This is a genomic window from Nonomuraea sp. NPDC049709 (assembly GCF_040674815.1).
Lineage (GTDB): Bacteria > Actinomycetota > Actinomycetes > Streptosporangiales > Streptosporangiaceae > Nonomuraea.
Genome location: NZ_JBFANM010000002.1, coordinates 1 through 22496, shown reverse-complemented (window position 1 = coordinate 22496; position 22496 = coordinate 1). Strand labels below are relative to the sequence as shown.

Below are 22496 nucleotides of genomic sequence, written 5' to 3'. Positions count from 1 at the left end.
CCACGAAGGAGTGTGCATGTCCATGACCGACCCCACCCGGCCGCCGGGCCCGGAGCCCGCCGAGGCCGACCTGTTGCAGGCCGAGGCCGACCGGCTCCAGGCCGAGCTGGAAGAGGCCCGGCCGCCGCACGCGGGCCCGATCGCGCAGGTCGGGGCGGCCGTGGTGGCGCTCGTCGTCGGTGTGCTGGGTGCGGTCGGGTCCTACGCGCTGGGGCTCGGGCAGCTCACGCAGCCCGGGCCCGGCCTGTGGCCGTTCGCCATCAGCGTCGTCATCATCGTGCTGTCGGCGACGCTCGTGGTCACGGGCCGCGGCCTGCAGGACACCGAGCGGTTCTCCCGCTCCAGCCTGCTCACCCTGGTCGGCCTGGTGACCCTCGTGCTGCTCGCCGCGCTGCTGCCGGTGATCGGCTTCGAGATCCCCTCGCTGCTGCTCATGTTCGTCTGGCTGCGCTGGCTGGGCAGGGAGTCGTGGCGCTCCTCCATCGTGATCAGCATCGGCGCCGTGGTCGCGTTCTACGTGCTCTTCGTGGTGCTGCTGCAGATCCCGCTCCCCAGGCTCATCTGAGAAAGTCATATGGACATCTCCCCGATCCTCAACGGTTTCGGCGTCGTACTGGAGCCGGCCAACCTGCTCTACTGCCTCATCGGCGTCATCATCGGCATGCTCATCGGCGTGCTGCCCGGCCTCGGCCCCGGCGCGACGATCGCCATCCTGCTGCCGATCACGTACGGCATCGAGCCCGTGTCGGCGATCATCATGCTGGCGGGCATCTTCTACGGAGCCCAGTACGGCGGGACGATCACCTCGGTCCTGCTCCGCCTGCCGGGCGAGGCGTCCTCGGTGGTGACCGTCTTCGATGGTTTCGCCCTGGCCAAGCAGGGCAGAGCGGGCACGGCACTCGGCATCGCGGCCATCGGCTCCTTCATCGGCGGCACGGTCTCGATCCTCGGCCTGACGCTCGTCGCGCCGATCGTGGCCGGGTTCGCGCTCGACTTCGGGCCCCCGGAGTACGCGGCCCTGGGCATCCTGGGCGTCCTGCTGATCTCGTCGGTGGGCAACGGCAACAAGCTCAAGGCCATCATCGCGGCCTGCGTCGGCCTGCTGATCGCGACCGTGGGCCGCGACACCTTCACGGGCGCCGAGCGCTTCACCTTCGACAGCCTGAACCTCGCCGAGGGCATCGACTTCATCCCGATCGCCATGGGCCTGTTCGGGCTCAGCGAGATCCTCTACAACCTGGAGGAGCGGCACAACCAGGTGCACTCCCCCGCCAAGGTCGGCAACGTGTGGCCGTCGCGCAAGGACCTCGGCCAGGCCAAGGGCGCGATCGGGCGCGGCTCGCTCATCGGGTTCGTCCTGGGCGTGCTGCCCGGCGGTGGCGCGGTGCTGTCCTCGCTGGCCGCGTACGCGCTGGAGAAGCGGCGCTCCAAGCATCCGGAGCGCTTCGGTCAGGGCGCCGTCGAGGGCGTCGCCGCACCGGAGACGGCCAACAACGCCGCCGCCACGTCGTCGTTCATCCCGCTGCTGACCCTCGGCATCCCCGCGAACGCGACGATGGCCCTGATGTTCGGCGCGCTGCTCATCCAGGGCATCCAGCCGGGGCCGCAGCTCGTCACCGAGCACCCCGACGTGTTCTGGGGCGTCATCAACTCGATGTACATCGGCAACATCCTGCTGCTGATCATGAGCATCCCGATGGTCGGCGTGTTCGTGAAGATCCTGCGGGTCCGCCCGGCCATCCTGGCCCCGATCACGGTGCTCATCACGCTGCTGGGCGCGTACACCGTGAACAACCAGGTCTACGACATCTTCCTGGTCATCGTGTTCGGCCTGCTGGGCTACCTGATGAAGAAGTTCGGCTTCGAGCCGGGGCCGCTGGTGCTGGCGTTCGTGCTCGGGTCGATGATCGAGAACTCCTCGCGGCAATCGCTCCTCATCTTCGGCGGCGACCCGAGTGGCTTCCTCACCCGTCCCATCTCGGGCACGGTGCTCGCCCTGGTCGTGCTCGTCGCGGCCTGGCCGCTGATCCGCAAGTTCCTGCGCCGCAAGACCTCCGATCGTGTTGAGGAGAAGATCTCATGACCATCCTCGTCGGTTACCTGCCCACGCCCGAGGGCGAGGCCGCCGTCGACGCGGGCCTGCGCGAGGGCAGGCTGCGCGGGGAACGCGTGATCATCGTGAACTCCCCGCGCCGCGGCGCCCCGGTCGACGAGCACATGATCGACGACACCGCCGGCGCCGAGCTGCTGCGGCGGGCGCGGGAGGCCGGGGTGGACGCGGAGGTACGCCAGCCGCTCCACGACGACGACCTGCCCGAGACCTTCGAGCAGCTCGTCAAGGAGACCGGCGGCACGCTCATCGTCATCGGGCTGCGGCACCGCTCGCTGGTCGGCAAGTTCATCCTGGGCAGCGAGGCGCAGCGGATCCTCATGGAGGCCAGCGTGCCGGTGCTCAGCGTGAAGGCGGCCCGATGAGCGCCCGCGTCAGCCGCGTCACCGTCACCCCGGTCGCCTTCCGCGACCCGCCCCTGCTCAACGTCGTGGGCGTGCACCAGCCGTACGTGCTGCGCGCGATCGTCCAGGTGCACACCGACGACGGCCTGGTGGGCCTCGGGGAGACCTATGCCGACCGGGGCCACCTGGAACGGCTCGGCGCGGTGGCCGCCGCCCTGCCGGGCGCGGACGTCTTCGACGTCAACGGCCTGCGCCGCGTCGTGACCGAGGCGCTCGGGGCGTCCACCGGCGGGGCGGGCGCGAGCTTCGGCGGCATGCTGGAGGTCTCCAGCGCAGTGGACACCGTGGTGGCGCCGTTCGAGGTGGCGCTGCTCGACCTGCAGGGCAGGACGCTCGGCCGCCCGGTGAGCGACCTGCTGGGCGGGGCCGTACGCGACCGCGTGCCGTACTCGGGATACCTGTTCTACAAGTGGGCCGGCCACCCCGGCCACGACGACGACACGTGGGGCGAGGGCCGCACGCCCGAGCAGATGGTCGCCCAGGCCCGGCGGATGGTCTCGGAGTACGGCTTCACCGCCCTCAAGCTCAAGGGCGGCGTGTACGAGCCCCGCCACGAGATCGAGACCGTCGAGGCCCTGGCCGCCGCCTTCCCCGGCCACGCCCTGCGCATCGACCCGAACGGCGCCTGGACCGTCGAGACCTCGATCAAGGTGGCCGACCGGCTCGCGGGCGTCCTGGAGTACCTGGAGGACCCGACCCCCGGCATCGAGGGCATGGCCGAGGTCTCCCGGCACACCGATCTCCCGCTGGCCACGAACATGTGCGTCATCGCCTTCGAGCACCTCAAGCCGGCGGTCGCCGCCGATGCCGTACAGGTCGTCCTGTCGGACCACCACCTGTGGGGCGGGCTGCGCCGCTCGGCGCTGCTGGGCGGCATCTGCGAGACGTTCGGAATGGGGCTGTCGATGCACTCGAACTCCCACCTGGGCGTCAGCCTGGCCGCCATGACCCACCTCGCGGCCGCGACGCCGAACCTCACCTACGCCTGCGACACGCACTACCCGTGGAAGACGGAGGAGGTCGTCAAGCCGGGCGCCCTGGAGTTCCGCGACGGCGGCGTCACCGTACCGACCGGCCCCGGCCTGGGCGTGGAACTGGACGAGGACGCGCTCGCCGCCCTTCACGAGCAGTACGTCAGGTGCGGCCAGCGCGGCCGCGAGGACACCGCGTACATGCGCAGCATCGTCCCCGGCTTCACCCCGAACACCAGCCGCTGGTAGCGGTGGGGCCCGGCCCCCACAACCGTCCCGCACCCGGCCTCGCCTGACGGGTCAAGGCGCCTGCAGGCGGGCCCGGGAGTTGGACAGGTGCAGCCGCATCGCGGCCCGGGCCGCCGCCGAGTCCTGCCCCGCGATGGCCCGGTAGATGTTCTCGTGCTCCAGCGTCACCCGCGTGAAGTGGGTGGCGTTCGACACCGTGTACACATGCTCCAGCCGGGTCCGCGGCAACATGATCATCATCGGCCCGATCGAGCCCAGCAGGTCGGAGTAGAACCGGTTCCCCGAGGCCAGCGCGATCTTCAGATGGAACTCGAAGTCCGCCTCCACGGCGTTCCCGGGCTGCTCACCGGACCGCCCGAGGTCGATCAGCGCCCGCTCGATCGCCTTGAGCTGCAGATCCGTCCGGCGCTCCGCGGCCAGCCCCGCCGCCTCCGACTCGACCCCGATCCGGAAGTCGATCATGTCGAGGACATCCCGATGGGTCCGGATCTCCGACGCCTCCACGGAGAAGGCCGTGGCGGCGGGCAGCGCCAGCACGAACGACCCGCGCCCCTGGAAGGTCTCGACGAGCCCGGCGGCCTGCAGCCGGGAGATGGCCTCGCGCACCACCGTACGGCTGACGCCGAACTCCTGGATGAGCGAGGACTCGGTCGGGAGCTTCTGCCCGGGCTGGATCTCCCCGGCGAGGATGCGGGCCTTGAGCCGCTCGACGAGCTCGTGCGCGAGCCCCCGCCCGGTGTCGCGGTCGAGCCTCTGATCTGGCGGCACGGAGGACAATTTACCGGCCCTCGGAGGTGTGGAAGTCGTCGAGCCGCCAGGCCCCCGCCTCCTCGGCGAGGCTGAGGCCGAGCCCCGGCCGGTCCGGCACGATCATGCGCCCGCCCTCGATGTCGAGGCGCTCCCGGAACAGCGGCGAGAGCCACTCGATGTGCTCGACCCAGGAGTCACGCGGGTAGGCCGCGGCCAGATGCACGTGGATCTCCATCACGAAGTGCGGCGCGACCTGAAGGCCGGCGTGGTCGGCGAGCGCGGCGACCTTGAGGTAGGGGGTGATGCCGCCGACGCGGGGCACGTCGGGCTGGAGGAAGCCGACGGCGCGCAGGTCGATGAGGCGTACGAGGTCGGGGACGCTGGAGAGCATCTCGCCCGTGGCGATCGGCGTGTCCAGCGCCGCGGCCAGCTGCGCATGCCCCTCGGCGTCGTACGCGTCCAGCGGCTCCTCGATCCACACCAGCCCGAGCTCCTCCACCGCCCGCCCGAACCGCAACGCCGTAACCCGATCCCACTGCTGATTGGCATCCACCATCAACGGCACACCATCCCCGATGTGCTCCCGTACCGCAGCCAACCGCCGCAAGTCCTCCCGCGTGTCCGGCTGACCCACCTTGATCTTGATCCCGCCGATGCCGCTGCCGAGCGACTGCCCGGCCTTCTCCTTCACCTCCTCAAGGGGAGCCTGGAGATAGCCACCGGAGGTGTTGTACGTCCGGACCGAGTCCCGGTAGGCCCCCAGAAGCTTGGCCAGCGGCAACCCCGCCCGCTTCGCCTTCAGGTCCCACAGGGCGACGTCGACGGCCGCCAGCGCCTGCGTGGCCACCCCCGACCGGCCGACCGAGGCCCCGGCCCACAGCAGCCGGTCATAGATCCGCCCGATGTCGGAGGGATCCTCCCCCAGCAGGTTCCCGGCGACCTCCCTGGCGTGCGCGAACTGCGCCCGGCACCCGGCCCGCGTCGTGTAGGAGAACCCCAGCCCGCCCAACCCGTCGTCCGTGGTGATCTCGCAGGTCAGGACGTCGATCTGGGACAGTGGCCGCTGCCGTCCGGTGGCCACCTTGGCGTCGCTCACCGGGTTCGCGAGCGGCACGGCGTAGTGCCCGAGCCGCACCGAATCGATGCGCACGGCTCACGCCTTCCCGAACTCGACCGCGTCCACGACCCACTTGCGGCACTGCTCGCTGAGCGTGAACCCGAGCCCCGGCCGGTCCGGCACGATCATGCGCCCGTCGCGGGTCTCCAGCCGCTCGTTGAACAGCGGGTTGAGCCACTCGAAGTGCTCGACCCAGGGCTCGCGCGGGTAGGCCGCGGCCAGGTGGAGGTGGATCTCCATGGCGAAGTGCGGCGCGAGCTGCAGCCCCGCGTGGTCGGCGAGCGTGGCCAGGCGCAGGAAGGGGGTGATGCCGCCGACGCGCGGGGCGTCCGGCTGGATGATGTCGGCGGCGCGGGCCTCGATGAGGCGTACGTGCTCGGCCACGCTGGAGAGCATCTCGCCCGTGGCGATCGGCGTGTCCAGCGCCGCGGCCAGCTGCGCATGCCCCTCGGCGTCGTACGCGTCCAGCGGCTCCTCGATCCACACCAGCCCGAGCTCCTCCACCGCCCGCCCGAACCGCAACGCCGTAACCCGATCCCACTGCTGATTGGCATCCACCATCAACGGCACACCATCCCCGATGTGCTCCCGCACCGCAGCCAACCGCCGCAAGTCCTCCCGCGTGTCCGGCTGACCCACCTTGATCTTGATCCCGCCGATGCCGTCGGCCAGGGACCGGGAGGCGCGGGCCTTGACCTCCTCGATCGGCGCGTGCAGGAACCCGCCCGAGGTGTTGTACGTCCGGACCGAGTCCCGGTAGGCCCCCAGAAGCTTGGCCAGCGGCAACCCCGCCCGCTTCGCCTTCAGGTCCCACAGGGCGACGTCGACGGCGGCCAGCGCCTGCGTGGCCACCCCCGACCGCCCGACCGAGGCCCCGGCCCACAGCAGCATCTCGTAGACCTTGCCGATGTCGGAGGGGTCCTGACCGATCAGGTTCTCCCCGACCTCCTTGGCGTGCGCGTACTGCGCCGGGCCGCCGGCCCGCTTGGAGTAGCTGAAGCCGATGCCGCTGTGGCCGTCCTCGGTGGCGATCTCGGCGAAGAGGAAGGCGATCTCGGTCATCGGCTTCTGCCGCCCGGTGAGCACCTTGGCATCGCTGACGGGGACGTCGAGCGGGAGCGTGACGGAGGAGAGGGAGACGTGGCGGATGCGGTCGGAGGTCAAGGGAGGTCCTTCAGAGGTCGGCGGCGAAGTCATATGTCATCGTACAAATCCATAAGTCATATGACAACTGCCATCGGCTTCGGACGGGACCATGTCACGCCGCCCGCTTGACGACGTCCTCGATCGCGCCGGCCACGAGGCCGGCGTCCTTGGCGATGACCTGGACGTGGATGCTGGGCGTGGTCGCGTAGACCGTCACGAGCTCGTTGGCCGCGGTCGCCCTGGCGACGGCAGGCCGAGCTCCGCCTGCTCCCGGTAGACCACGTCGGCGAAACCGGTCGGGTCGAGCGCCCGGGGATCGAGCGTGACGTGGTCCACCCCGCCGACCGGGTCCGGCGCACGACGTTGTGGCCGGCGAGGGGGGCGGCCACCCCGGTGATCGGGCTGCGACCCGCAGATGAACCGGTGACCCAGCACCCGCCAGGCCACCGGGGGAAGCCGTATTCCCGCGCGTAGAAGGCGGCGACGCGGTCATTTGAGGCGCCACTTCCCCCGAGCGGGCTTGCCGCGGGAGGATCCCGATCATGACGATCGCGCCGGAGAACAAGCTCTCCCGGGCCGGCTGCCTGCTTCGCGTGGCGGCGTTCGCCGCCATGCCGTTCCTCCTGCTGTACGCGCTCGCGAAGACGCCCATGTGGATCAACGACTACCGCGTGGGGCGCCTCATGGACCGGATCCTGGAGCACCCGCTACCGGCGACCACGGCGTTCGGCCTGCACCGGCCGCACGCTCAGATCGCCGGCGACTCGACCGACTGCTCGTTCGACATCCGGTTCGACCTGTACACGGACCTGCCGACGGAGGAGGTCCTGGACCACTACCGCAAGGTGGACTTCACGGCGGGCGACGAGACCTTCTCCGAGGTGAGTATCGGCGCGTGGGTGGAGCACGGCGATTCGACGGGAGACGTAGACGGTGCCCTGATCATCTCCTTGGGCGGCTATTTCCCCGGTGGCAACGCCCTCGACCCCCGCTGCTGGTGAGCGACCCTCAGCGGGCCTTGTAGACCTTCACCCAGTCCACGTACATCGAGACGGTGGCGGGCGTGGCGGAGTCGCGGCAGCGGGGCTCGCACACCACGTCGTTCTGCAGCGCCAGCCCCATCCGGCCGCCGTCGGGCACGTGCGCGCCCCGGTAGTCCCAGACCTTCTTCCCGTCCAGCCAGAACGTCAGCCGCCCCGGCAGCCGGTCCACCGCCACCGTGTGCCACCTGGTGAAGTCCGCCCGGAGCTGCCGCTGGGCGCGGCCGTGGCCACTGTGGACGAAGATGCCGCCGCCCTGCCGCTTCGGGTCCACGATCTCGGCGAAGTCGATCTCGGCGTAGCCCGCGCCATCGCCCTGGGAGACCGGCCACAGCAGCACCCCCGGCGTGTAACCGGCGCCCGCCTCCGCCCTGAACCTGACCTCCCAGCGGCCGTACTGCTGGGCGAGCCGGGTGGCCACGCCGCCCGACAGGTCCTTGCCGCCGTACATGCCGCCCTTGAGGCGCAGGGCGCCGTTCGCCACCGTGGCCGCCCGGCCGGTGCGGGGGTTGCGCTCCGCCTGGGGCGAGTGGTAGATCATCCACCGCTTGGTGTTGATCGAGGAGCCGTTGAAGTTCTCCACGAGGACGGGTTCGCCCCAGCTCGGGGTCTGCGCGTGCGCGGTCTGCGGAAGGGCGGCGACGCCCGCGAGCGCCACCGCCGCCAAGATCGGACTGCGTGTAGGCATGCGGACCATCGAAGCAAAGATTTCACTCCGATAACAGCCCATCCGGCCCATAAGCCACTCCGGGCCCATCAGCACTCCGGGCGCCGAGCAGCGTCCGGGTGAGGGACTCGTGGGCGCGCAGCATCTCCTCCAGCGCCGCCGTCAGGTGGGCGGCGGTGGGGGCCTCGGGAGCGGGATCCTCCTCCAGGGACTTCAGCACCGCCCGGCGCAGCAGCTCCTTGAAGAACGAGGCGGTCATCCCCTCCGTCCTGGCCACCAGGGGCTCCAGGTCCGCCTCCGCGAGCCCCGCGGCGCCGTAGAGGCGCAGCAGCGCGGCCCGGCTGGCCGCGTCCGGCTTGGGCACCTCCACGGCCAGGTCCACCCGTCCCGGCCGGTTGGCCAGGGCGTCCTCCAGCAGGTCGGCCCGGTTCGTGGTGAGCACGAACGTGACGTCGGCGTCGGCGCCGATCCCGTCCATCGCGTCGAACAGCGTGAACAGCAGCGGGCTGCCCTCGTCGGAGAAGCGGCGCTCGTGGGCGACCAGGTCCACGTCCTCCACGACCACGATGGCCGGCTGCAGCCGCCTGGCCATGGTGGCCGCCTCGGAGATGAAGCGCAGCGCCGAACCGGCCATGACCACCGTCGTCACGCCCGGCATGCGGCCCATCAGGTAGCGCACCGTGTGGGTCTTGCCGGTCCCGGGCGGGCCGTGCAGCAGCAGGCCTCGCTTCAGGTGCTGGCCGCGGGCCAGCAGCGCCTCCGCGTGCCGGCCGATGCCGGCCACGTGCCGCTCGATCGTCTCCAGCACCCCGTCGGGCAGGATCACCTGCTCGGGGCCGAGCGCCGGGCGCGGCAGGAACGTCACCAGGCTGTTGCCCCGGTGCTCCGAGACGCCGAACGTGAGGATCTGGCCGCGCAGGACGTCGTGGCGGCGCATCTGCCGCTCGATCTCCTCCCTGGCGGCCGTGGCGCTCGCCCGCGTGGCGGCGATCACCTCGACCCTGCAGCCCTCCCTGCCGAACATCTCGGCCGGTCCGCGCAGGCACACCACGATCGGGGCGCCGTCCGGCGCGGTCGTCTCGACCAGGCCGAACGTCACGACCTCGATCGTCTCGTCCGAGCCGATCGCCGTGGTGGCGTAGTCGACGGCGCCGGGGTCGAAGCGCTCGAACCCGCGGTTGGCCGCGGTCAGGATGTCGACCGTGTCGTTGTGCTCGCGGCCGTGGCCCGACACGCCGTACCAGGCGGGCTCGCCGCGTTCCGCCAGGTACGCGTCCATGCCGCGCTGGAGGCTGGCGTGTTCCCAGTTCCGGAAGCTCTGCGTGACGCAGACCAGGTCCTTCAGCGCGCTGGAGAGGTGCCCGGTCACCCTGGCCACCAGCTCGGGCACCGGCCGGGACTCGTCGATCAGGCCATGGGCCTCACGGACGAGCTGCTGCAGCGCGCGTGCCAGCGATCGTGCCTCATCGATCTCCATGCGCGCCACACTGGCACAGCGGGAGCGGTCTGGAAATGGTGCCGGCAGGTGGCGGGTGCCACCTGCCGGAGTATGTTCGCGACGTCAGGCGCAGGCCGCCTCGTAGACCCGTACGAGCTCCTGGCTCACGCGCTCCCAGGAGTAGCGCGAGCGCGCCCGGTCGGCGCCCGCGTAGCCCAGGGCGGTCCGCAGGGTGGGGTCGTAGAGCAGTTCGCGGGCCAGCCGCGCGGTGCGCGCGGGCCGGTCCGGCGGCACCAGCAGCCCGGTGACGCCGTCGATGATGGAGTCCAGGTGCGCGCCGACGGACGAGGCGATCACCGGCACGCCGCAGGCCATCGCCTCCAGCGCGACGATCCCCGTCACGGCCTCGCGCGGAACCGACACCACGGCGTCCGCGCTGCGCATCAGTTTGGGCACCGCGGCCCGCTTCACCTGGCCGAGCAGCGTCACCCGGTCGCCCACGCCGAGCTGGTCGGCCAGCGCGCGCAGGCGGCGGGCGTCCCTGTCCTCGTCGAGGTCCTCGGGCTCGGGACCGCCGGCGATGACGAGCTCGACGTCGCCGAGCCCCTGCAGCGCCCGCACGATGGTGTGCGCGCCGCGCTCGATCGAGAGCGGCCCCACGTGCAGGAGACGCTTGCGCGTGCCCCGCGTGGCGACGGCGCCCCGCCGCTGGAAACGCTCGGTGTCCACGCCGTACGGCACGATGGCGATGTTGCCTCGCGGCACGCCCAGCCGGATCAGCGCCGACTCCTCGTCGCCCGAGCCGGCGATGACCGCGTCGGCCCGGCGGCCCAGCGCCCGCTCCAGCTCCATGTGCGCGGTGTCGACCGTGTGGAACGTCTGCGTGACCGGAACCCCCAGCCCTTCGGCGCCGGCCACGGCGGCCAATCCGCCGGTCCACGAGTGGGCGTGGATCACGTCGGGCCGATCCTGGCTCCACCGTCGCATCAGATGACTGCCGACCTCGTTGAGGTAGGGCACGAGCGCGTCGGCGGCAAGCTCCTGGGCGGGGCCCACGTCAATGTGCTCCAGCGTGACTCCCGGGGCCACCCGCGTCTTGGGCTTGCCCTCGGCGTTGTCACGGCGGGAGTAGACGGTGACGTGATGCTCGCGTCCCAGTTCGCGTGCGACAGACAGGATACGGTGATTCTGGTTGCCGTTGGCGGAAGCGACGATCGCGATATTCATGGCACACCTCAGCGTGGAAAGCCTTCAAGGTGTGCCTGCGTCTTAGGCACGTCGGTCTATGACTTTGACCTTACCCAGGTTTCTGCCAATCGCAAACCCCCGCAGATCAGACACCTCGGAGCGCGAAAACCACGATCTCGTCCCAGACCTGGCCGCCCGAGAACGCGTGCCGGTCCGCCTCCACCGCTTTGACCACGGTGGACGGCGCCTGGCCCGTGCACCGGCTGAGCACGTCGGCCAGCCGGTCCTCGCCGTACGGCTCGCCCAGCTCGTTCCTGGAGGAGATCAGCCCTTCCGAATAGAGCACCAGCGTCTCCCCCGCGGCGACCGTCAGCACCTCCACCCCGGTCTCCGCCTCGGGCGAGATGCCCAGCGGCACGCCGCCCCCCGCGGCGAAGCGCACGCCGCCGTCGGACTGCAACATCGCGGCGGGATGGTGCCCGGCCGACGACAGCCGGACTTCGCGCCCCTTCACGAACCCCGCCACGGCCATCACGAACATGCCGCTGCCCTGCGCGACCAGCGCCTCGTTGACCTTGCGCATGACCAGGTCGGGGTCGTCCTCCCAGACGCTGAGCACCCGCAGCCCGCCGCGCACCATGGCGCTGACCGAGGCCGCCTCCTCGCCCTTGCCGGCCGCCCCGCCCAGCGCGAAGCCCCACCCGCCCAGGACGGGGAACACGTCGTAGAACTCGGCGCCCACCGACGACCCCGGGTGGTAGACGGCCGCCGCCTCGTAGCCGGGCACGTCGGGCAGGTTGCGCGGGGCGACGCTGGCCGACAGCGCGTCCGCGGCCCGCGAGCGGCTCTGGAAGCTGCTCTGGGCGCGTACCGCCAGGCCGATCTGCAGTCCCACCTCCTGCATGACCGCGAGGTCGGCCAGCGCGAAGGGGGGCCTGTCGTGCGTACGCACCAGCGTCAGCACGCCGTCGGAGCGGCCGATCGGCACGCTCAGCATCGACCCCGCGGCCATCGCGGTCAGCAGCGGCCCGTCGGCGCAGAACCCGAGCAGCGTCTCGTCGTCCACCATCTCCAGCACCACGCCGGAGCCGCGCTCCAGCACCTGCAGCACGACCTGGCTGCTCGCCGGGTCGGCCGACTCCACGTGGCGGACGAGGTCGCCCAGCGGATGGTTCTTCGGCGCCATGACCACCGAGCGCCGCGGCGCCCCGTCACGCACCATGTCGGCGACCACCCAGTCGGCCCAGTCGGCCGCCAGCAGCCGCGTCGCCCGCTGCAGCGCGACGGGGCGCAGCAGCGCCTCCTCGTCGAGCAGCAGCCTGGCCATCTTGACCAGCAGGTCCTGCCGCTTGGCCGTGGCCAGCAGCAGCGCGCCGTCGGACTGCTCGGGCCGGCGCGCGCCCGGCTCGGGGAGCTGCACCTCGGTCGGCAGCGCCACCGCCGCCACCATCTGCTGGGGCTCGCCCGGCATCGTCAGCCTGGTCATCGCGAGCTGCACGGTGTGCGTGCGGCCCTGGTGCGCCAGCCGGGTCTCGAACGCCGACGGCTGCCCGGTCTGCAGCACCGACGTCAGGTGCGACCGGAACGCCGCCCGCCGCGACACGTCCACGAGCAGCGGGAACGACCGGCCCACCAGGTAGCCGTCGGGGCTGCCCAGCACCCGGGAGGTCTCGGGGTTGATCCGCCTGACCACGCCACCGCCGTCGAGCACGATGACCGGCACGGGGAAGGACCTGAACACCTGGCGCAGCAGCTTCAGCTCCCGCTGCGCGCCGTCCTTCTTGCCCCCCGCCCGCTTGGGCGCCTTGCGCAGCTCCTCGCGGGCCTCCGCGAGCAGCTCGGCGGCGGTGTCCAGCTCGGCGAGGGCGGCGTCGAGCGTGGGCGCCAGGTCGGCGGGGTACGCGGCCCTCGCCTCGCGCAACGAGGAGACGCGCCCGGCAAGAGCGTCAAGCGCGTGTTCGAGGTCCGGCATGGTCATGGTCTGAACGCTACGCCACCCGGGATAATGCTAGCCATAAGGGGTAGAGGCTTGTTGCTATGGAATCAACCGCGATGATCACCCCCGGTCTCGCCCGTGACCTCGCCGCACTGGGGCGGCTCGGCGAGGACACCTCGACCGAAAGCGTGCTGCGTGGCCTGACCACGGCGCTGACGGCGGGCGTCCCCGGCTGCTCCGGAGCCTCCGCCGAGCACTGGCGCGACCATCGGGTCCTGGTCTCCGGCTCGCACAGCGAGCTCATCATGCTCGTCGAGGGCGAGCGCGAGCTCGGCGAGGGCCCCTCCATCGAGGCTCGGCAGAGCGGCGGCCGCGCCATCGTGACCGACGTGCTCAAGGAGACCCGCTGGCCCCGCTACGACGCGCTGGCCACCCGCTGGGGCGTGCGCTCGGTGCTCGTCGTCCCCATCGAGGTGTCGCCCGCGCTGCTGATCGTCGGGCTCTATTCGGTACGCCCGGGGGCGTTCTCCCCGCAGGGAACCAGCTCGCTCACCGACATGCTGGCCGAGCAGGTCGGCGTGGCCATGTCCAACATGTGGGAGTTCGAGGAGGTGCGCACCGACGCGGCGCAGCTCCAGGAGGCCCTGGCCGGCCGGTCGGTGATCGACCAGGCCAAGGGCATCATCATGCAGACCAGCGGATGCACCTCCGAGGCCGCCTTCGAGGAGCTGCGCAGGATCTCCCAGCACCACCAGGTCAAGGTCGCCGACCTGGCCAGGCTCCTGGTCGAGGAGCACCAGCGCAAGTCGCGACGCTGAGCTTGTTTCGCTGAGCTTGTTTCGCCGGGCTGTTTCGCTGAGCTGTGGTCGCCGGGCTGTTTCCCGGCTATTTCATGGCCGCCAGCGCGTCGTCCAGCGTGTCGTAGAGGGGCAGGCGCTGCGCCAGCCCGGTGATCCACATCACCTTGGACTTGGAGTATTCCACCCCGATCAGCGCGAACTTGGCCCCCGCCGCCAGGCTGGTCTGCCAGTGATGGACGATGAGCCCGAGCGCGCGCGAATCCATGAACGTCACCCCAGCCAGGTCCAGGATCAGGTCCGAGCCGGCCATCGACAGGTAGTCGGCGAACTGCTCGCGTGTCGTGGCGTCGAGCACGCCATCGACTCTGACCACGGTGATCTCGTCCACGGTCGACGACGTGAGGCTGAGGGCCGCCACTGGCCCCTCGCCGTTCTCGGGCATTGTCACGGGGCAACCCTACTGTCACCACGCGATCGAGGAATACTTCCCGCCAGATGGGGGAGACTGGATCCGAAGTCCAGCAGAGGGCTTCGGTCTCGAGAGTAGAGCGAGGCGTGCCTCTGCATGGGCTTTTTCCTGTGTGAGGCCGCCTGCGATCCATATGAGGAGCAGCGATGGCTGTGCAGGAATACGTCCTCGAGGAGATGACCGCGGAAGAACTCCTGGCCGAGATGGTCAGGGAAGAGACGCCCGACAGCCACAGGGAGCGCCTGCGCGAGCGCATCGTCGAGATGCACAGGCCGCTCGCCATGGAGATAGCCCGGCGATACCGCTATCGCGGCGAACCTTTGGAGGATCTCCTCCAGGCCGCGTATGTTGGCCTGATGAAGGCCGTCAACGGCTTCGACCCGAGCCTCGGGCACGCATTCAGGGGCTACGCGGTCGTGACGATGACCGGCGAGGTCAAGCGCCACTTCCGCGACCGCACCTGGGCCATCCGGGTGCCCCGCCTCTACCAGGAGCGCCGCTCAGAGCTCAACAGGCTCGTCGCCGACCTCAGCCAGGACCTGGGCAGGTCCCCGACCGTCGCGGAGCTCGCCGCCAAGATGAACATCACCGAGGAGGACGTCCTGCTCACGCTCGACGCCTCCGCCGCGTACAGCACCCTGTCGCTCGACGCGCCCCTCGGCACCGACGACGACGCGGCCTCCCTGGGCGACGTCATCCCCGAGGACGACGACACGCTGAGCAACATGGTCGACCGGGAGGCCGTCAAGCCCCTGATCGACGCCCTCCCCGCCCGCGAGAAGCACATCCTGCTGCTGCGCTTCTTCGGCAACATGACGCAGGCCGAGATCGCGGCCGAGTTCGGAATCTCCCAGATGCATGTTTCGCGCATCCTGCGCAAGGTTCTCGACCAGCTGCGCACAGAGCTGGTCGGCTGACGAAGGCGGTCGCCGGGTGAACGAGGACGTCGAGCCTCAGTCGGGCTACACGAGCCCGCCACCCGGCGCGCCCGTGAAGAAGCTCCGCTTCCGGCTGCCGGACCTGCCCCAGGTCCGGCAGTTCGCCGAGGAGGAGGCCCGTACCGTCGGCATGCCGGAAGAGGCCATCGGCGACTTCGTCATCGCCGTGAACGAGGTGGCGACCAACGCCGTCACCCACGGGGCCGGCCATGCCAGCCTGCGTACCTGGGCGGTCAACGGCGATCTGATCGTCGAGGTGCACGACGAGGGCGTCTGGAAGCCGGGGCCCATGCCGGGCTCGGTGGGCGGGATGGGGCTGTGGGTGGCCCGCCTGCTCTCCTCGGACCTGACCCTGCGCGTCGGCAGCGGCGGCAGCACGGTCATCATGCGCTTCCCCGGCAAGAGCTGAAACAGCTGAAACGTAAGAGCGGAAACGCGAGCGGCGCGGGGGGCCTGCCGGCCCCTCGCGCCGCTCCTGTTCCGTGCGAACTCCTAGCGGCGAGCCCTGCCGCCGCGCCAGTTGCTGTACCCGGTGCGGATGCTGGCCGTGCCGACGCCTGCCTGGTGCAGGGCCAGCAGGGTCAGCCCCAGCAGGACGAACGTCATGCCGGAGAACCCGCCGGGAATCGTCGCGCCTACCAGGTCGAGCAGGAAGCCCAGCCCGAAGATGATCGCTGCGATGACCGCGAGCATGTCATGTCACCTCATTCCCTGACTCTGGAACTGCCCCGGGGATTTGCTGGAGAGGGCGAGCAGGCGCTCCAGGACGCTCCTGTAGTCGCGCAGCGCCAGGCGCAGCTGCTCGGTGTCGGTGCCCTCGGCGTCCTTCCAGCGGTCCCGCAGGGCGCTCGTACGGCTGGTCAAGGTACTGGTGAGAGACTCCACCACCTCGCCGACCAGCCCGTCGGCACGCTGTACGGCCTGGCCCGGGTCGTCCACGAAGGAGGCCTGCAGGTCGCGCCAGCGGGCCTGCACCTGGGTGGGGTCCTGGTCGAACAGGACGATGTCGTCGGGGGCGGCGTGGGCCGGCGTCTCACCGGTCGCGGCCGGGGTGGCGTGGGCGGGGTCGACGTCGTCGCCCACCGTCCGGGCGCCGGGCTCGGTCAGCATGTCGCCGCCGGTCCTGGCGTACGGGTCGCGGTAGGAGGGGTCGTCGTCGTACGCGCCGCCGGGGGCGGGGACGGCACCGGGGACGGCGGCGGCGTACTCGTCGTCGACGCGGGGACTGCCGGTGGCCGGCACGTCGTCGAAGCGGGTGCCACCGGCCACCGGCTCGTCGTCGACACGGGACCCACCGGCCACCGGCTCGTCATCGGTCCGGGGCAGCTGCTCGGTGCGAGCCTCGCTACGGGCCAGCTCCTCGTCGTCGGCGAGGTCGTTCCTGCCGGCCGGGTCCCTGTCGTTGCCAGTGTCGTTGCCGGTGTCGTCGCCGATGTGTTTGCGGGCGTCGTTGCCGGGGTCGTGGTCGGGGTCGTGGTCCTTGTCGGTGTGATCGTCCTCGGTCACATCGTGGCGTTGCGACGGCACTTTCAGCTCGTCGCTGCTCATATCGTTCACCGTCCTCGGCTGGTCTCGTGCAGCAGCTCCTCGAACAGCGCGCGGTAGTGCACCATGGCCTGCCGGAGGTCCTCGGTGGAGGCCTCCTTCCTGGCCGCGCGCCCGCTGATCTCGTGAGCCGTCCTGTAGTGATCGAGTGTCGCCGCGTGCCCCACCGACAGGTCGGACAGGCGCTGCTCGAAGTTCTCCGTCGGGTAGCCCCGCTCCGCCATGACCGCCGTGACAAGCTGGTCGGCCTCCGTCACCGCGAATCCGGGGGCGTCCACGAAGCGTTCTTGTACCTCGGTCCACCGGTTGGCGTAGGTTTCGCGCGATTCCTCCGTCAGGGGGCGGATATCGAGCTCAGAATGCCGCTGCTCGCGGCTCAGCAACTCCTGCTCCGCCTCCCGGCGGTTGTCGTGCTCGGCGACTATGCGTTCGTACTCCGGGCCGAAGCGTTCGCGGAGATGGGTGCGGCGCTTCTGCTGCTGCAGCACGAAGTAACCCACTGCGGCGAGCGCCACCACCGCGACCACGACGACGGCCACCCATGCCCAGGTGGTCATGATGTTCGCCTCCGGTCTCTGTGTTGAGACCAGCGACTGCCCTCGAACAGGCAGGTCGAAACTCCCCGCCTCAGCGGGCTTCCAGCCCCTCCCTGGCCGCGGCCAGCACGGATGCGACGTGTGAGCCCGCTGGTGGCGCAGGGACCTCGCTGAACCCTTCCGTGGCGTCGTACCGCACGTCGAGCCCCGAATCCACGAGCCGCTGAGCCCACCGAAGAGCGGTGTTCAACCGCTCGGCGGCCGGCGGCTTCCCCTGCGCCGCCGCCGACAGGTTACGCAGATTGGTGGCGGGCCCGGACTGGGAGTGCGCGCGGGCGATCTTCCAGGGAAGCGCGGCGCTGTGGTCGAGCATCGGCTTGGCCAGCCCGGCGGCCCGCTTGGCCTGCAGCACCCCTGACTCGCTGACCCCGAAGTGAGCGGCCAGCTCCTGCACGCTCATGCCCTCGGCGACGAGCCTGGCCAACTCCTTCCGATCAATGGTCGCCCTACGCCCCACTGGCCGCCTCCGCTCCCGCTCTCCGTGTACGCGTACACCTCCGATGTGCGCTAAGGTTATGACGTCCCGCCCCGCAGGGGGCGGCCGACACAACCGGGACGTAGCGCAGCTTGGTAGCGCACTTGACTGGGGGTCAAGGGGTCGCAGGTTCAAATCCTGTCGTCCCGACCAGGGTTTCGCTGGTCGAGCAGGGTGTCACTCGCTAGGGTGGCACCCTTTCGCATTGGTGGGCGATTACCGGGCGAAGAGTGTGCTCATCGCCGCAGCTCCATGCGGGAGTACGGGGCGGATCTGCTTTTCGGTGGACGGCTTCAGCGACGGCCGTGCCGCTGTGGCCGACAGCGCTGTGACCTTCTCCGCCTCAATTGCCGGGCCCCGGCTCGATCTCGTACCGTGCCACCGTCGGCCGGCTCGTGCGTGTCGGCCTTGGTCTGCGGCTCGGGCGGGCTGAAGCATGTCACGGCGGGGCCGCGTCCTCAGCTGCGGGTGCGGATCAGCATGATCAGCCCGGCGATGAACGACCCGAGCAGGACCGGCGACATGACCGCGAGGCCGCCCCACACGACGAGGCCGAGATAGCCGAGCGCGGACGAGTTGTACGTCGGGTCGGCGTCAGCGGCCGCGAACAGCCCCAGGCCGAGGACGACGCCGACAACCGTGAGCGCGATCGGCGTCCACAGGAGAATGTGGGCCCACACACGGTACCTCCGGCTGTAAACGCGCCGGGCCGGCGGAACGTTCGGCGGCGGGGGAAACCCGGCGGATTCACGCATGCCCCATTTGTACCAGCCGTGCGCACCCCGCAGGGCCGACCCCGCAGCCCGGCTCGCCGACCTGGCCGCCTGGATCCTCGGCCACTGAGGCATCGAGAACCGGCTGCACGACGTCCCGGTCGAGCATCGTGAAGGCCACCCATCAGGGTGAGTCCCCTGGCATCGCGTGGGCGGTGGAAGTCGGGGACTACAAGGATCGCGGCGCTGCTCCCGGCCGGCGCCCGCTACGCCACCGTTAGGACGGACTGGCTTGGTCAACGAACCGGCGATAGCTCCTCGGACAGCGGAACGGCTTCTCGACCTTGCCTTTCCGCTGTGCCGTTGAGCTGAGTACGAGTACTCATGTGCCGCTCCGAGGGCCTTCATACACTCCGATCATGTTGTGGAAGCCGGCAGCCGCCATCGATCCGTGGCTCTGGTGGGCTGCGGTGGCTGTGGCCGTCGTCGGGCTGTGGATGTGGTGGACCGCTCCCTGGGACGACGGCAACGACCGCTGGAAGCTGGTGGCCGGTCAGTCCTCGGTCACGTACGGGCAGGTCATCGCCACCGGCGAGCACGAGGCCTGGGCCTTCGGCTGGGACGTTCTCGGCATCGCCGCGTGGATCCCGGTGGCCGACGGCCCGCACCGCCCCACGGCCTTCCACTGGGACGGCAATCGCTGGACGAAAGGCGACTTCCCGGTGAAGCTCGGCGATGTCGGCTCGGTGGCCGCGTCCGGTCCCGCCAACGTGTGGGTCACGGCCGGCGGCTGTGTGCTGCGCTGGGACGGCCACGTCTGGGCGGTCGTCCAGGCGCCGCCTGGCGCGGGCGGGAGTCTCGCCGCCACCGCGGAGAACGACGTACGGATCTTCGGCGATCACAAGATGTGGCATCACAACGGCGCCACCTGGTCGGAGCGGAGCCTCCCCTTCCGTGCCTTCCGGGTCAGTGCCCGCTCCGCCTCCGACATCTGGGCCCTCGACGGCGCCGGGCCCTGGGTGCACCATTTCGACGGCGAGGTCTGGACGCGGGTCGACCTGACCCCGGCGATGCCGAAGGCCCCGCCCCCGTCCGACGAGTTCCCGCCTCACCCGGGCGGCCCTCAGCTGACCGCCATCACCGCCGACCCGTCCGGCGTCTGGATCACCGGGGAGATCGGGGCGTCGTCGTTCCTGCTCTTCCAGGCCGGTTCGGGCTGGCGCAGCGAGGACACCTCCGCGAAGGCCGGTCGCATGGTCCGAGGCATCCCGCCCGTCCCGGACGGCAGGGGCGGCCACTGGTTCGTCGGCTCCACCGACATCAACGGGCACGACTCCGCCCTCGCCCACCGCGACCCCGCCGGCCGCTGGAGCAGGGTTCCGTCCGGCGGCGAACTGACCTCGCTGTCGGCCGTCCCGGGCGGCCCGCTCCTGGCCACCGGGTTGATCGGCAAGGCATCAGGCGTCTTCCGTCACCTGCCTTGAACGGGGCCGCTCGGCTTCGGCTCGGCACCAGGATCCGGGCCCCGGCGTCCGCCGCGGTGATGGCGCCGGCCGGCTCACCGGACCCAGTTCCGACCACAAGCAAGGACGCTGGGCGACCCGGGCGAGCGGCTGCCGGTATGGCGCCGGTATGTCACCAGTTTCAGGCGGTTCGAAGGGAGATCATGTGGGATCGAGGTGCCACTAGCATGTGCGCCATGCACCCGCCCAGGCCGCACGCACGATGGAGCCAGCCACCCCATCCCGTCCCGCCCGGGGCGCAGGCGCATCTCGTCCTCGACGTGAAGCGGCACGCGTTCGCTTTCCTGCTGGCCATGTTCACGCCCAACATCGTCCTCAACGGCCACCTGATGCCGGGCCGATGGGGCCGCAACACGATCCCGCTTCCCCCCGGCCGGCACCATCTTCACGTCCACCTGCCCTACCTCCTCCCCTCGCAGATCGGCCCCGCGGACCTGACGGTCTGGCTCCAGCCGGGCACGGCGCTCGAGGTCGAATACCGAGCTCCCATGTGGGCATACTCGCGAGGTGCCCTCGGCCCCGCACCGCAGCCGTGGAACGGGAAGGGCTGCGTCATCGCCCTGCTGACGATCCCGGCCGGCGCGCTGGTGCTGCTGCTGCTCCTGATCGTCGTCACCACGCTCGGCTGACGAGTCGGCCGCGGTCCGGAGAACTTTCGTTTGACGGAACGATGGTCTAATGTTCGGAACATGTCCGATTTGATGGACGAGCCGAAGCTGGTCGGGTCCGATCGCGTGCTGGCGGTGCTGGCCGAGCTGGCGCGGCACCCCGACGGGATCGGGCTGGAGGAGATGGCGCGGGCGGTGGACAGCCCGAAGCCGACGGTGCACCGTGCGCTGGCCGCGTTGCGGCGGGCCGGGTTCGCGGCGCAGCACGGTCACGGCCGGTACGTGCTGGGCGACGAGTTCCTGCGGATGGCCTTCGCACACCACGAGGCGCGCCCCGACCACGTCCGCGTCATGCCGATTCTCAAGGCGTTGTGCGATCGCCACGGCGAGACGGTGCACTACGCGGTGCTGGACGGCCCCTCCGTCGTCTACCGGTCCAAGCTGGACCCGGAGTCGGGGGCGGTGCGGCTGACGTCGGTGGTGGGCGGCCGCAATCCGGCGCACTGCACGGCCGTCGGCAAGATGCTGCTGGCCCACGCGCTCCCCGACGCGCAGGCGGTCCGCGCCTGGGTGGGCGACCGCGAGCTGAAGCGGCCGACCGAGCGGTCGATCGGCACGGTGGAGGAGCTGCACGCCGAGCTGGTACGCATCCGCGAGCAGGGCTACGCCGCCGACGACCAGGAGAACGAGCCGGGCGTGAACTGCGTGGCCGTGCCGGCGTACCTGAACTCGCCCACGACACCCAGCGGCGCCATCAGCGTCAGCGGCCTGGCGTACCGGACCCCGCTCGGCAAGCTCGTCGCCGACCTGCCGGCCATCCGCGCCATCGTCTCCGGGGAGGATCCTTGGTGACGTTCACCGCCGGCCCGGCGTCGGCGGAGGTCTACAGCCTCGGCGAAGGCCCGATCTGGGACGCCGCCCGGCAGCGCCTGCTGTGGGTGGACATCGTCGCCGGGGCCGTGTACGAGGGCGTGCTCGACGACGGCATGGTCACCGCCACGCGACGGCACACCTTCGGCTCCACCGTGGGAGCGGTCGCCGTCTCCGAGGACGGCGGGCTGATCGTCGCCGGGAAGGAGACGCTGACCCGCGTGGGCCCCGACGGCCGGCGCACCGAGCTGGCCCGGGTGCTGCCCGAGGGCGCGCGCAGCCGCCTCAACGACGGTGCCGTGGACCCGGCCGGCCGGTTCCTCGTCGGCAGCCTGGCCCAGGACGACCGGCACGGCGAGGAGGTGCTGGCCCGCCTCGACGGGACCGGCCTGACGTACCTCGACACCGACCTGGTGCTGTCCAACGGCCTGGCCTGGGTCGGCGACCGGTTCTACAGCGTGGACACCATCCCCGGCACGGTGTGGGTACGCGACTACGACGCGGACACCGGGAAGACCGGGCCGCGGCGGGAGGCGTTCACCATCACCGACGGCAAACCCGACGGCATGTGCGCCGACGCCGAGGGCAACCTGTGGATCGCCAACTGGGGGCTCGGCCGCGTCGAATGCCGCACCCCCACCGGGGAGCTGCTGGCCACCGTCGAGACCGGCGCCCCGCACACCTCCAGCGCCGCGTTCGCCGGACCCGACCTCGACACCCTCGTCATCACCACCTCCATCCAGGGCCTGACCGGCCCCGGCCCCGGCGACGGCCGCCTGTTCACCGCGAAGGTGGGCGTCCGCGGACTGCCCACGCCCTACTGGGTTTCCAAGTAACGGAGAAACGATCGTGTATCTCATGCGCATCGGCGCACCCGGCGCCGAGAAGCCCGTCGTCCGCATCGACGACACCCACTACATCGACGTCTCCGACGTCACCCCCG

At 70.8% G+C, this 22496-nt stretch carries 26 protein-coding genes and 1 tRNA gene; 13 read left to right on the top strand and 14 right to left on the bottom strand.

Annotated features, from left to right (window positions below):
* Positions 1 to 16: 16 nt before the first annotated feature.
* The 4 genes from AB0J69_RS02280 to AB0J69_RS02265 are packed head-to-tail and all read left to right on the top strand — an operon-like array spanning position 17 to position 3734.
* On the top strand, positions 17 to 565 hold the full coding sequence (locus tag AB0J69_RS02280) for a tripartite tricarboxylate transporter TctB family protein (RefSeq protein ID WP_364111935.1): 549 nt from the start codon (positions 17 to 19) through the stop codon (positions 563 to 565).
* A gap of 9 nt (positions 566 to 574) precedes the next feature.
* Entirely contained in the window at positions 575 to 2083 is a 1509-nt protein-coding gene (locus AB0J69_RS02275) for a tripartite tricarboxylate transporter permease (RefSeq protein ID WP_364111933.1), read from the top strand.
* Positions 2080 to 2475, top strand: a complete 396-nt coding sequence (locus tag AB0J69_RS02270; protein WP_364111931.1) for a universal stress protein — start codon at positions 2080 to 2082, stop codon at positions 2473 to 2475. Before AB0J69_RS02275 ends, AB0J69_RS02270 begins: the two co-directional genes overlap by 4 nt.
* The gene (locus AB0J69_RS02265) at positions 2472 to 3734 is read left to right on the top strand and encodes a glucarate dehydratase family protein (RefSeq protein ID WP_364111929.1); all 1263 of its coding nucleotides are present in this window, start codon (positions 2472 to 2474) and stop codon (positions 3732 to 3734) included. Before AB0J69_RS02270 ends, AB0J69_RS02265 begins: the two co-directional genes overlap by 4 nt.
* 51 nt (positions 3735 to 3785) lie before the next feature.
* Here the strand turns inward: AB0J69_RS02265 and AB0J69_RS02260 are convergent, their stop codons facing one another.
* From AB0J69_RS02260 to AB0J69_RS02245, 4 genes are all read right to left on the bottom strand, one after another.
* Positions 3786 to 4502 carry a FadR/GntR family transcriptional regulator gene (locus AB0J69_RS02260; RefSeq protein WP_364111927.1) on the bottom strand — a complete coding sequence of 239 codons (717 nt, stop codon included), beginning with the start codon at positions 4500 to 4502 and terminating at the stop codon, positions 3786 to 3788.
* A 10-nt stretch (positions 4503 to 4512) separates the two neighbouring features.
* Positions 4513 to 5634, bottom strand: a complete 1122-nt coding sequence (locus AB0J69_RS02255; RefSeq protein ID WP_364111925.1) for a mandelate racemase/muconate lactonizing enzyme family protein — start codon at positions 5632 to 5634, stop codon at positions 4513 to 4515.
* 3 nt (positions 5635 to 5637) lie between these two features.
* Positions 5638 to 6765: a mandelate racemase/muconate lactonizing enzyme family protein gene (locus AB0J69_RS02250; RefSeq protein WP_364111923.1), complete on the bottom strand. Its 1128-nt coding sequence runs from the start codon at positions 6763 to 6765 to the stop codon at positions 5638 to 5640.
* 195 nt (positions 6766 to 6960) lie between these two features.
* On the bottom strand, positions 6961 to 7083 hold the full coding sequence (locus AB0J69_RS02245) for a hypothetical protein (RefSeq protein WP_364111921.1): 123 nt from the start codon (positions 7081 to 7083) through the stop codon (positions 6961 to 6963).
* A gap of 206 nt (positions 7084 to 7289) precedes the next feature.
* Here AB0J69_RS02245 and AB0J69_RS02240 point away from each other — a divergent pair, with 206 nt between their 5' ends.
* Positions 7290 to 7748, top strand: coding sequence for a hypothetical protein (locus tag AB0J69_RS02240; RefSeq protein WP_364111919.1), 459 nt, complete (start codon positions 7290 to 7292; stop codon positions 7746 to 7748).
* 7 nt (positions 7749 to 7755) lie between these two features.
* Here the strand turns inward: AB0J69_RS02240 and AB0J69_RS02235 are convergent, their stop codons facing one another.
* The 4 genes from AB0J69_RS02235 to AB0J69_RS02220 all read right to left on the bottom strand — a co-directional run bounded on the left by AB0J69_RS02235 (position 7756) and on the right by AB0J69_RS02220 (position 13058).
* The gene (locus tag AB0J69_RS02235; RefSeq protein ID WP_364111917.1) at positions 7756 to 8475 is read right to left on the bottom strand and encodes a glycoside hydrolase family 16 protein; all 720 of its coding nucleotides are present in this window, start codon (positions 8473 to 8475) and stop codon (positions 7756 to 7758) included.
* Positions 8476 to 8497: 22 nt separating this feature from the next.
* Complete coding sequence (locus AB0J69_RS02230; protein ID WP_364111915.1) at positions 8498 to 9931, bottom strand: ATP-binding protein; 1434 nt, start codon at positions 9929 to 9931, stop codon at positions 8498 to 8500.
* 84 nt (positions 9932 to 10015) lie between these two features.
* Positions 10016 to 11119 (bottom strand): glycosyltransferase, encoded by a 1104-nt coding sequence (locus AB0J69_RS02225; RefSeq protein ID WP_364111913.1) that lies wholly within the window; start codon positions 11117 to 11119, stop codon positions 10016 to 10018.
* Positions 11120 to 11225: 106 nt separating this feature from the next.
* Positions 11226 to 13058 carry a SpoIIE family protein phosphatase gene (locus AB0J69_RS02220; RefSeq protein WP_364111911.1) on the bottom strand — a complete coding sequence of 611 codons (1833 nt, stop codon included), beginning with the start codon at positions 13056 to 13058 and terminating at the stop codon, positions 11226 to 11228.
* Positions 13059 to 13117: 59 nt separating this feature from the next.
* On the opposite strand from AB0J69_RS02220, the gene AB0J69_RS02215 reads away from it, so the two are divergent.
* Complete coding sequence (locus AB0J69_RS02215; RefSeq protein WP_364111909.1) at positions 13118 to 13834, top strand: GAF and ANTAR domain-containing protein; 717 nt, start codon at positions 13118 to 13120, stop codon at positions 13832 to 13834.
* 67 nt (positions 13835 to 13901) lie between these two features.
* Here AB0J69_RS02215 and AB0J69_RS02210 read toward each other — a convergent pair whose 3' ends face one another.
* Positions 13902 to 14258 (bottom strand): STAS domain-containing protein, encoded by a 357-nt coding sequence (locus tag AB0J69_RS02210; RefSeq protein WP_364112428.1) that lies wholly within the window; start codon positions 14256 to 14258, stop codon positions 13902 to 13904.
* Positions 14259 to 14431: 173 nt separating this feature from the next.
* Here AB0J69_RS02210 and AB0J69_RS02205 point away from each other — a divergent pair, with 173 nt between their 5' ends.
* The gene (locus AB0J69_RS02205; protein WP_364111907.1) at positions 14432 to 15202 is read left to right on the top strand and encodes a SigB/SigF/SigG family RNA polymerase sigma factor; all 771 of its coding nucleotides are present in this window, start codon (positions 14432 to 14434) and stop codon (positions 15200 to 15202) included.
* A gap of 16 nt (positions 15203 to 15218) precedes the next feature.
* On the top strand, positions 15219 to 15632 hold the full coding sequence (locus AB0J69_RS02200) for an ATP-binding protein (RefSeq protein WP_364111905.1): 414 nt from the start codon (positions 15219 to 15221) through the stop codon (positions 15630 to 15632).
* Between the two features lie 83 nt (positions 15633 to 15715).
* Here AB0J69_RS02200 and AB0J69_RS02195 read toward each other — a convergent pair whose 3' ends face one another.
* The 4 genes from AB0J69_RS02195 to AB0J69_RS02180 all read right to left on the bottom strand — a co-directional run bounded on the left by AB0J69_RS02195 (position 15716) and on the right by AB0J69_RS02180 (position 17788).
* On the bottom strand, positions 15716 to 15916 hold the full coding sequence (locus AB0J69_RS02195) for a hypothetical protein (RefSeq protein WP_357866276.1): 201 nt from the start codon (positions 15914 to 15916) through the stop codon (positions 15716 to 15718).
* Positions 15917 to 15922: 6 nt separating this feature from the next.
* Entirely contained in the window at positions 15923 to 16771 is an 849-nt protein-coding gene (locus AB0J69_RS02190) for a hypothetical protein (protein ID WP_364111903.1), read from the bottom strand.
* Between the two features lie 5 nt (positions 16772 to 16776).
* Positions 16777 to 17325, bottom strand: a complete 549-nt coding sequence (locus tag AB0J69_RS02185) for a hypothetical protein (RefSeq protein WP_364111901.1) — start codon at positions 17323 to 17325, stop codon at positions 16777 to 16779.
* Between the two features lie 70 nt (positions 17326 to 17395).
* Positions 17396 to 17788: a hypothetical protein gene (locus tag AB0J69_RS02180; RefSeq protein WP_364111899.1), complete on the bottom strand. Its 393-nt coding sequence runs from the start codon at positions 17786 to 17788 to the stop codon at positions 17396 to 17398.
* 127 nt (positions 17789 to 17915) lie between these two features.
* On the opposite strand from AB0J69_RS02180, the gene AB0J69_RS02175 reads away from it, so the two are divergent.
* A tRNA-Pro gene (locus AB0J69_RS02175) sits at positions 17916 to 17992 on the top strand.
* A gap of 305 nt (positions 17993 to 18297) precedes the next feature.
* Here AB0J69_RS02175 and AB0J69_RS02170 read toward each other — a convergent pair.
* Positions 18298 to 18519: a hypothetical protein gene (locus AB0J69_RS02170; protein WP_364111897.1), complete on the bottom strand. Its 222-nt coding sequence runs from the start codon at positions 18517 to 18519 to the stop codon at positions 18298 to 18300.
* 452 nt (positions 18520 to 18971) lie between these two features.
* On the opposite strand from AB0J69_RS02170, the gene AB0J69_RS02165 reads away from it, so the two are divergent.
* From AB0J69_RS02165 to AB0J69_RS02150, 4 genes are all read left to right on the top strand, one after another.
* The gene (locus AB0J69_RS02165; RefSeq protein ID WP_364111895.1) at positions 18972 to 20036 is read left to right on the top strand and encodes a hypothetical protein; all 1065 of its coding nucleotides are present in this window, start codon (positions 18972 to 18974) and stop codon (positions 20034 to 20036) included.
* 215 nt (positions 20037 to 20251) lie between these two features.
* The gene (locus AB0J69_RS02160; RefSeq protein ID WP_364111893.1) at positions 20252 to 20704 is read left to right on the top strand and encodes a hypothetical protein; all 453 of its coding nucleotides are present in this window, start codon (positions 20252 to 20254) and stop codon (positions 20702 to 20704) included.
* Between the two features lie 60 nt (positions 20705 to 20764).
* A complete protein-coding gene (locus tag AB0J69_RS02155; RefSeq protein WP_364111891.1) occupies positions 20765 to 21535 on the top strand; it encodes an IclR family transcriptional regulator in 771 nt (256 codons plus the stop codon).
* Complete coding sequence (locus tag AB0J69_RS02150) at positions 21532 to 22389, top strand: SMP-30/gluconolactonase/LRE family protein (protein WP_364111889.1); 858 nt, start codon at positions 21532 to 21534, stop codon at positions 22387 to 22389. Before AB0J69_RS02155 ends, AB0J69_RS02150 begins: the two co-directional genes overlap by 4 nt.
* Positions 22390 to 22496: the final 107 nt, after the last annotated feature.

What these genes read in the sequence shown, in the direction of transcription:
- AB0J69_RS02280 (WP_364111935.1), top strand. Translation starts at nt 17, where the DNA reads ATGTCCATGACCGACCCCACCCGGCCGCCGGGCCCGGAGCCCGCCGAG.
- AB0J69_RS02275 (WP_364111933.1), top strand. Translation starts at nt 575, where the DNA reads ATGGACATCTCCCCGATCCTCAACGGTTTCGGCGTCGTACTGGAGCCG.
- AB0J69_RS02270 (WP_364111931.1), top strand. Translation starts at nt 2,080, where the DNA reads ATGACCATCCTCGTCGGTTACCTGCCCACGCCCGAGGGCGAGGCCGCC.
- AB0J69_RS02265 (WP_364111929.1), top strand. Translation starts at nt 2,472, where the DNA reads ATGAGCGCCCGCGTCAGCCGCGTCACCGTCACCCCGGTCGCCTTCCGC.
- AB0J69_RS02240 (WP_364111919.1), top strand. Translation starts at nt 7,290, where the DNA reads ATGACGATCGCGCCGGAGAACAAGCTCTCCCGGGCCGGCTGCCTGCTT.
- AB0J69_RS02235 (WP_364111917.1), bottom strand. Translation starts at nt 8,475, where the DNA reads ATGCCTACACGCAGTCCGATCTTGGCGGCGGTGGCGCTCGCGGGCGTC.
- AB0J69_RS02230 (WP_364111915.1), bottom strand. Translation starts at nt 9,931, where the DNA reads ATGGAGATCGATGAGGCACGATCGCTGGCACGCGCGCTGCAGCAGCTC.
- AB0J69_RS02225 (WP_364111913.1), bottom strand. Translation starts at nt 11,119, where the DNA reads ATGAATATCGCGATCGTCGCTTCCGCCAACGGCAACCAGAATCACCGT.
- AB0J69_RS02220 (WP_364111911.1), bottom strand. Translation starts at nt 13,058, where the DNA reads ATGACCATGCCGGACCTCGAACACGCGCTTGACGCTCTTGCCGGGCGC.
- AB0J69_RS02215 (WP_364111909.1), top strand. Translation starts at nt 13,118, where the DNA reads ATGGAATCAACCGCGATGATCACCCCCGGTCTCGCCCGTGACCTCGCC.
- AB0J69_RS02210 (WP_364112428.1), bottom strand. Translation starts at nt 14,258, where the DNA reads ATGCCCGAGAACGGCGAGGGGCCAGTGGCGGCCCTCAGCCTCACGTCG.
- AB0J69_RS02205 (WP_364111907.1), top strand. Translation starts at nt 14,432, where the DNA reads ATGGCTGTGCAGGAATACGTCCTCGAGGAGATGACCGCGGAAGAACTC.
- AB0J69_RS02195 (WP_357866276.1), bottom strand. Translation starts at nt 15,916, where the DNA reads ATGCTCGCGGTCATCGCAGCGATCATCTTCGGGCTGGGCTTCCTGCTC.
- AB0J69_RS02190 (WP_364111903.1), bottom strand. Translation starts at nt 16,771, where the DNA reads ATGAGCAGCGACGAGCTGAAAGTGCCGTCGCAACGCCACGATGTGACC.
- AB0J69_RS02185 (WP_364111901.1), bottom strand. Translation starts at nt 17,325, where the DNA reads ATGACCACCTGGGCATGGGTGGCCGTCGTCGTGGTCGCGGTGGTGGCG.
- AB0J69_RS02165 (WP_364111895.1), top strand. Translation starts at nt 18,972, where the DNA reads ATGTTGTGGAAGCCGGCAGCCGCCATCGATCCGTGGCTCTGGTGGGCT.
- AB0J69_RS02160 (WP_364111893.1), top strand. Translation starts at nt 20,252, where the DNA reads ATGCACCCGCCCAGGCCGCACGCACGATGGAGCCAGCCACCCCATCCC.
- AB0J69_RS02155 (WP_364111891.1), top strand. Translation starts at nt 20,765, where the DNA reads ATGTCCGATTTGATGGACGAGCCGAAGCTGGTCGGGTCCGATCGCGTG.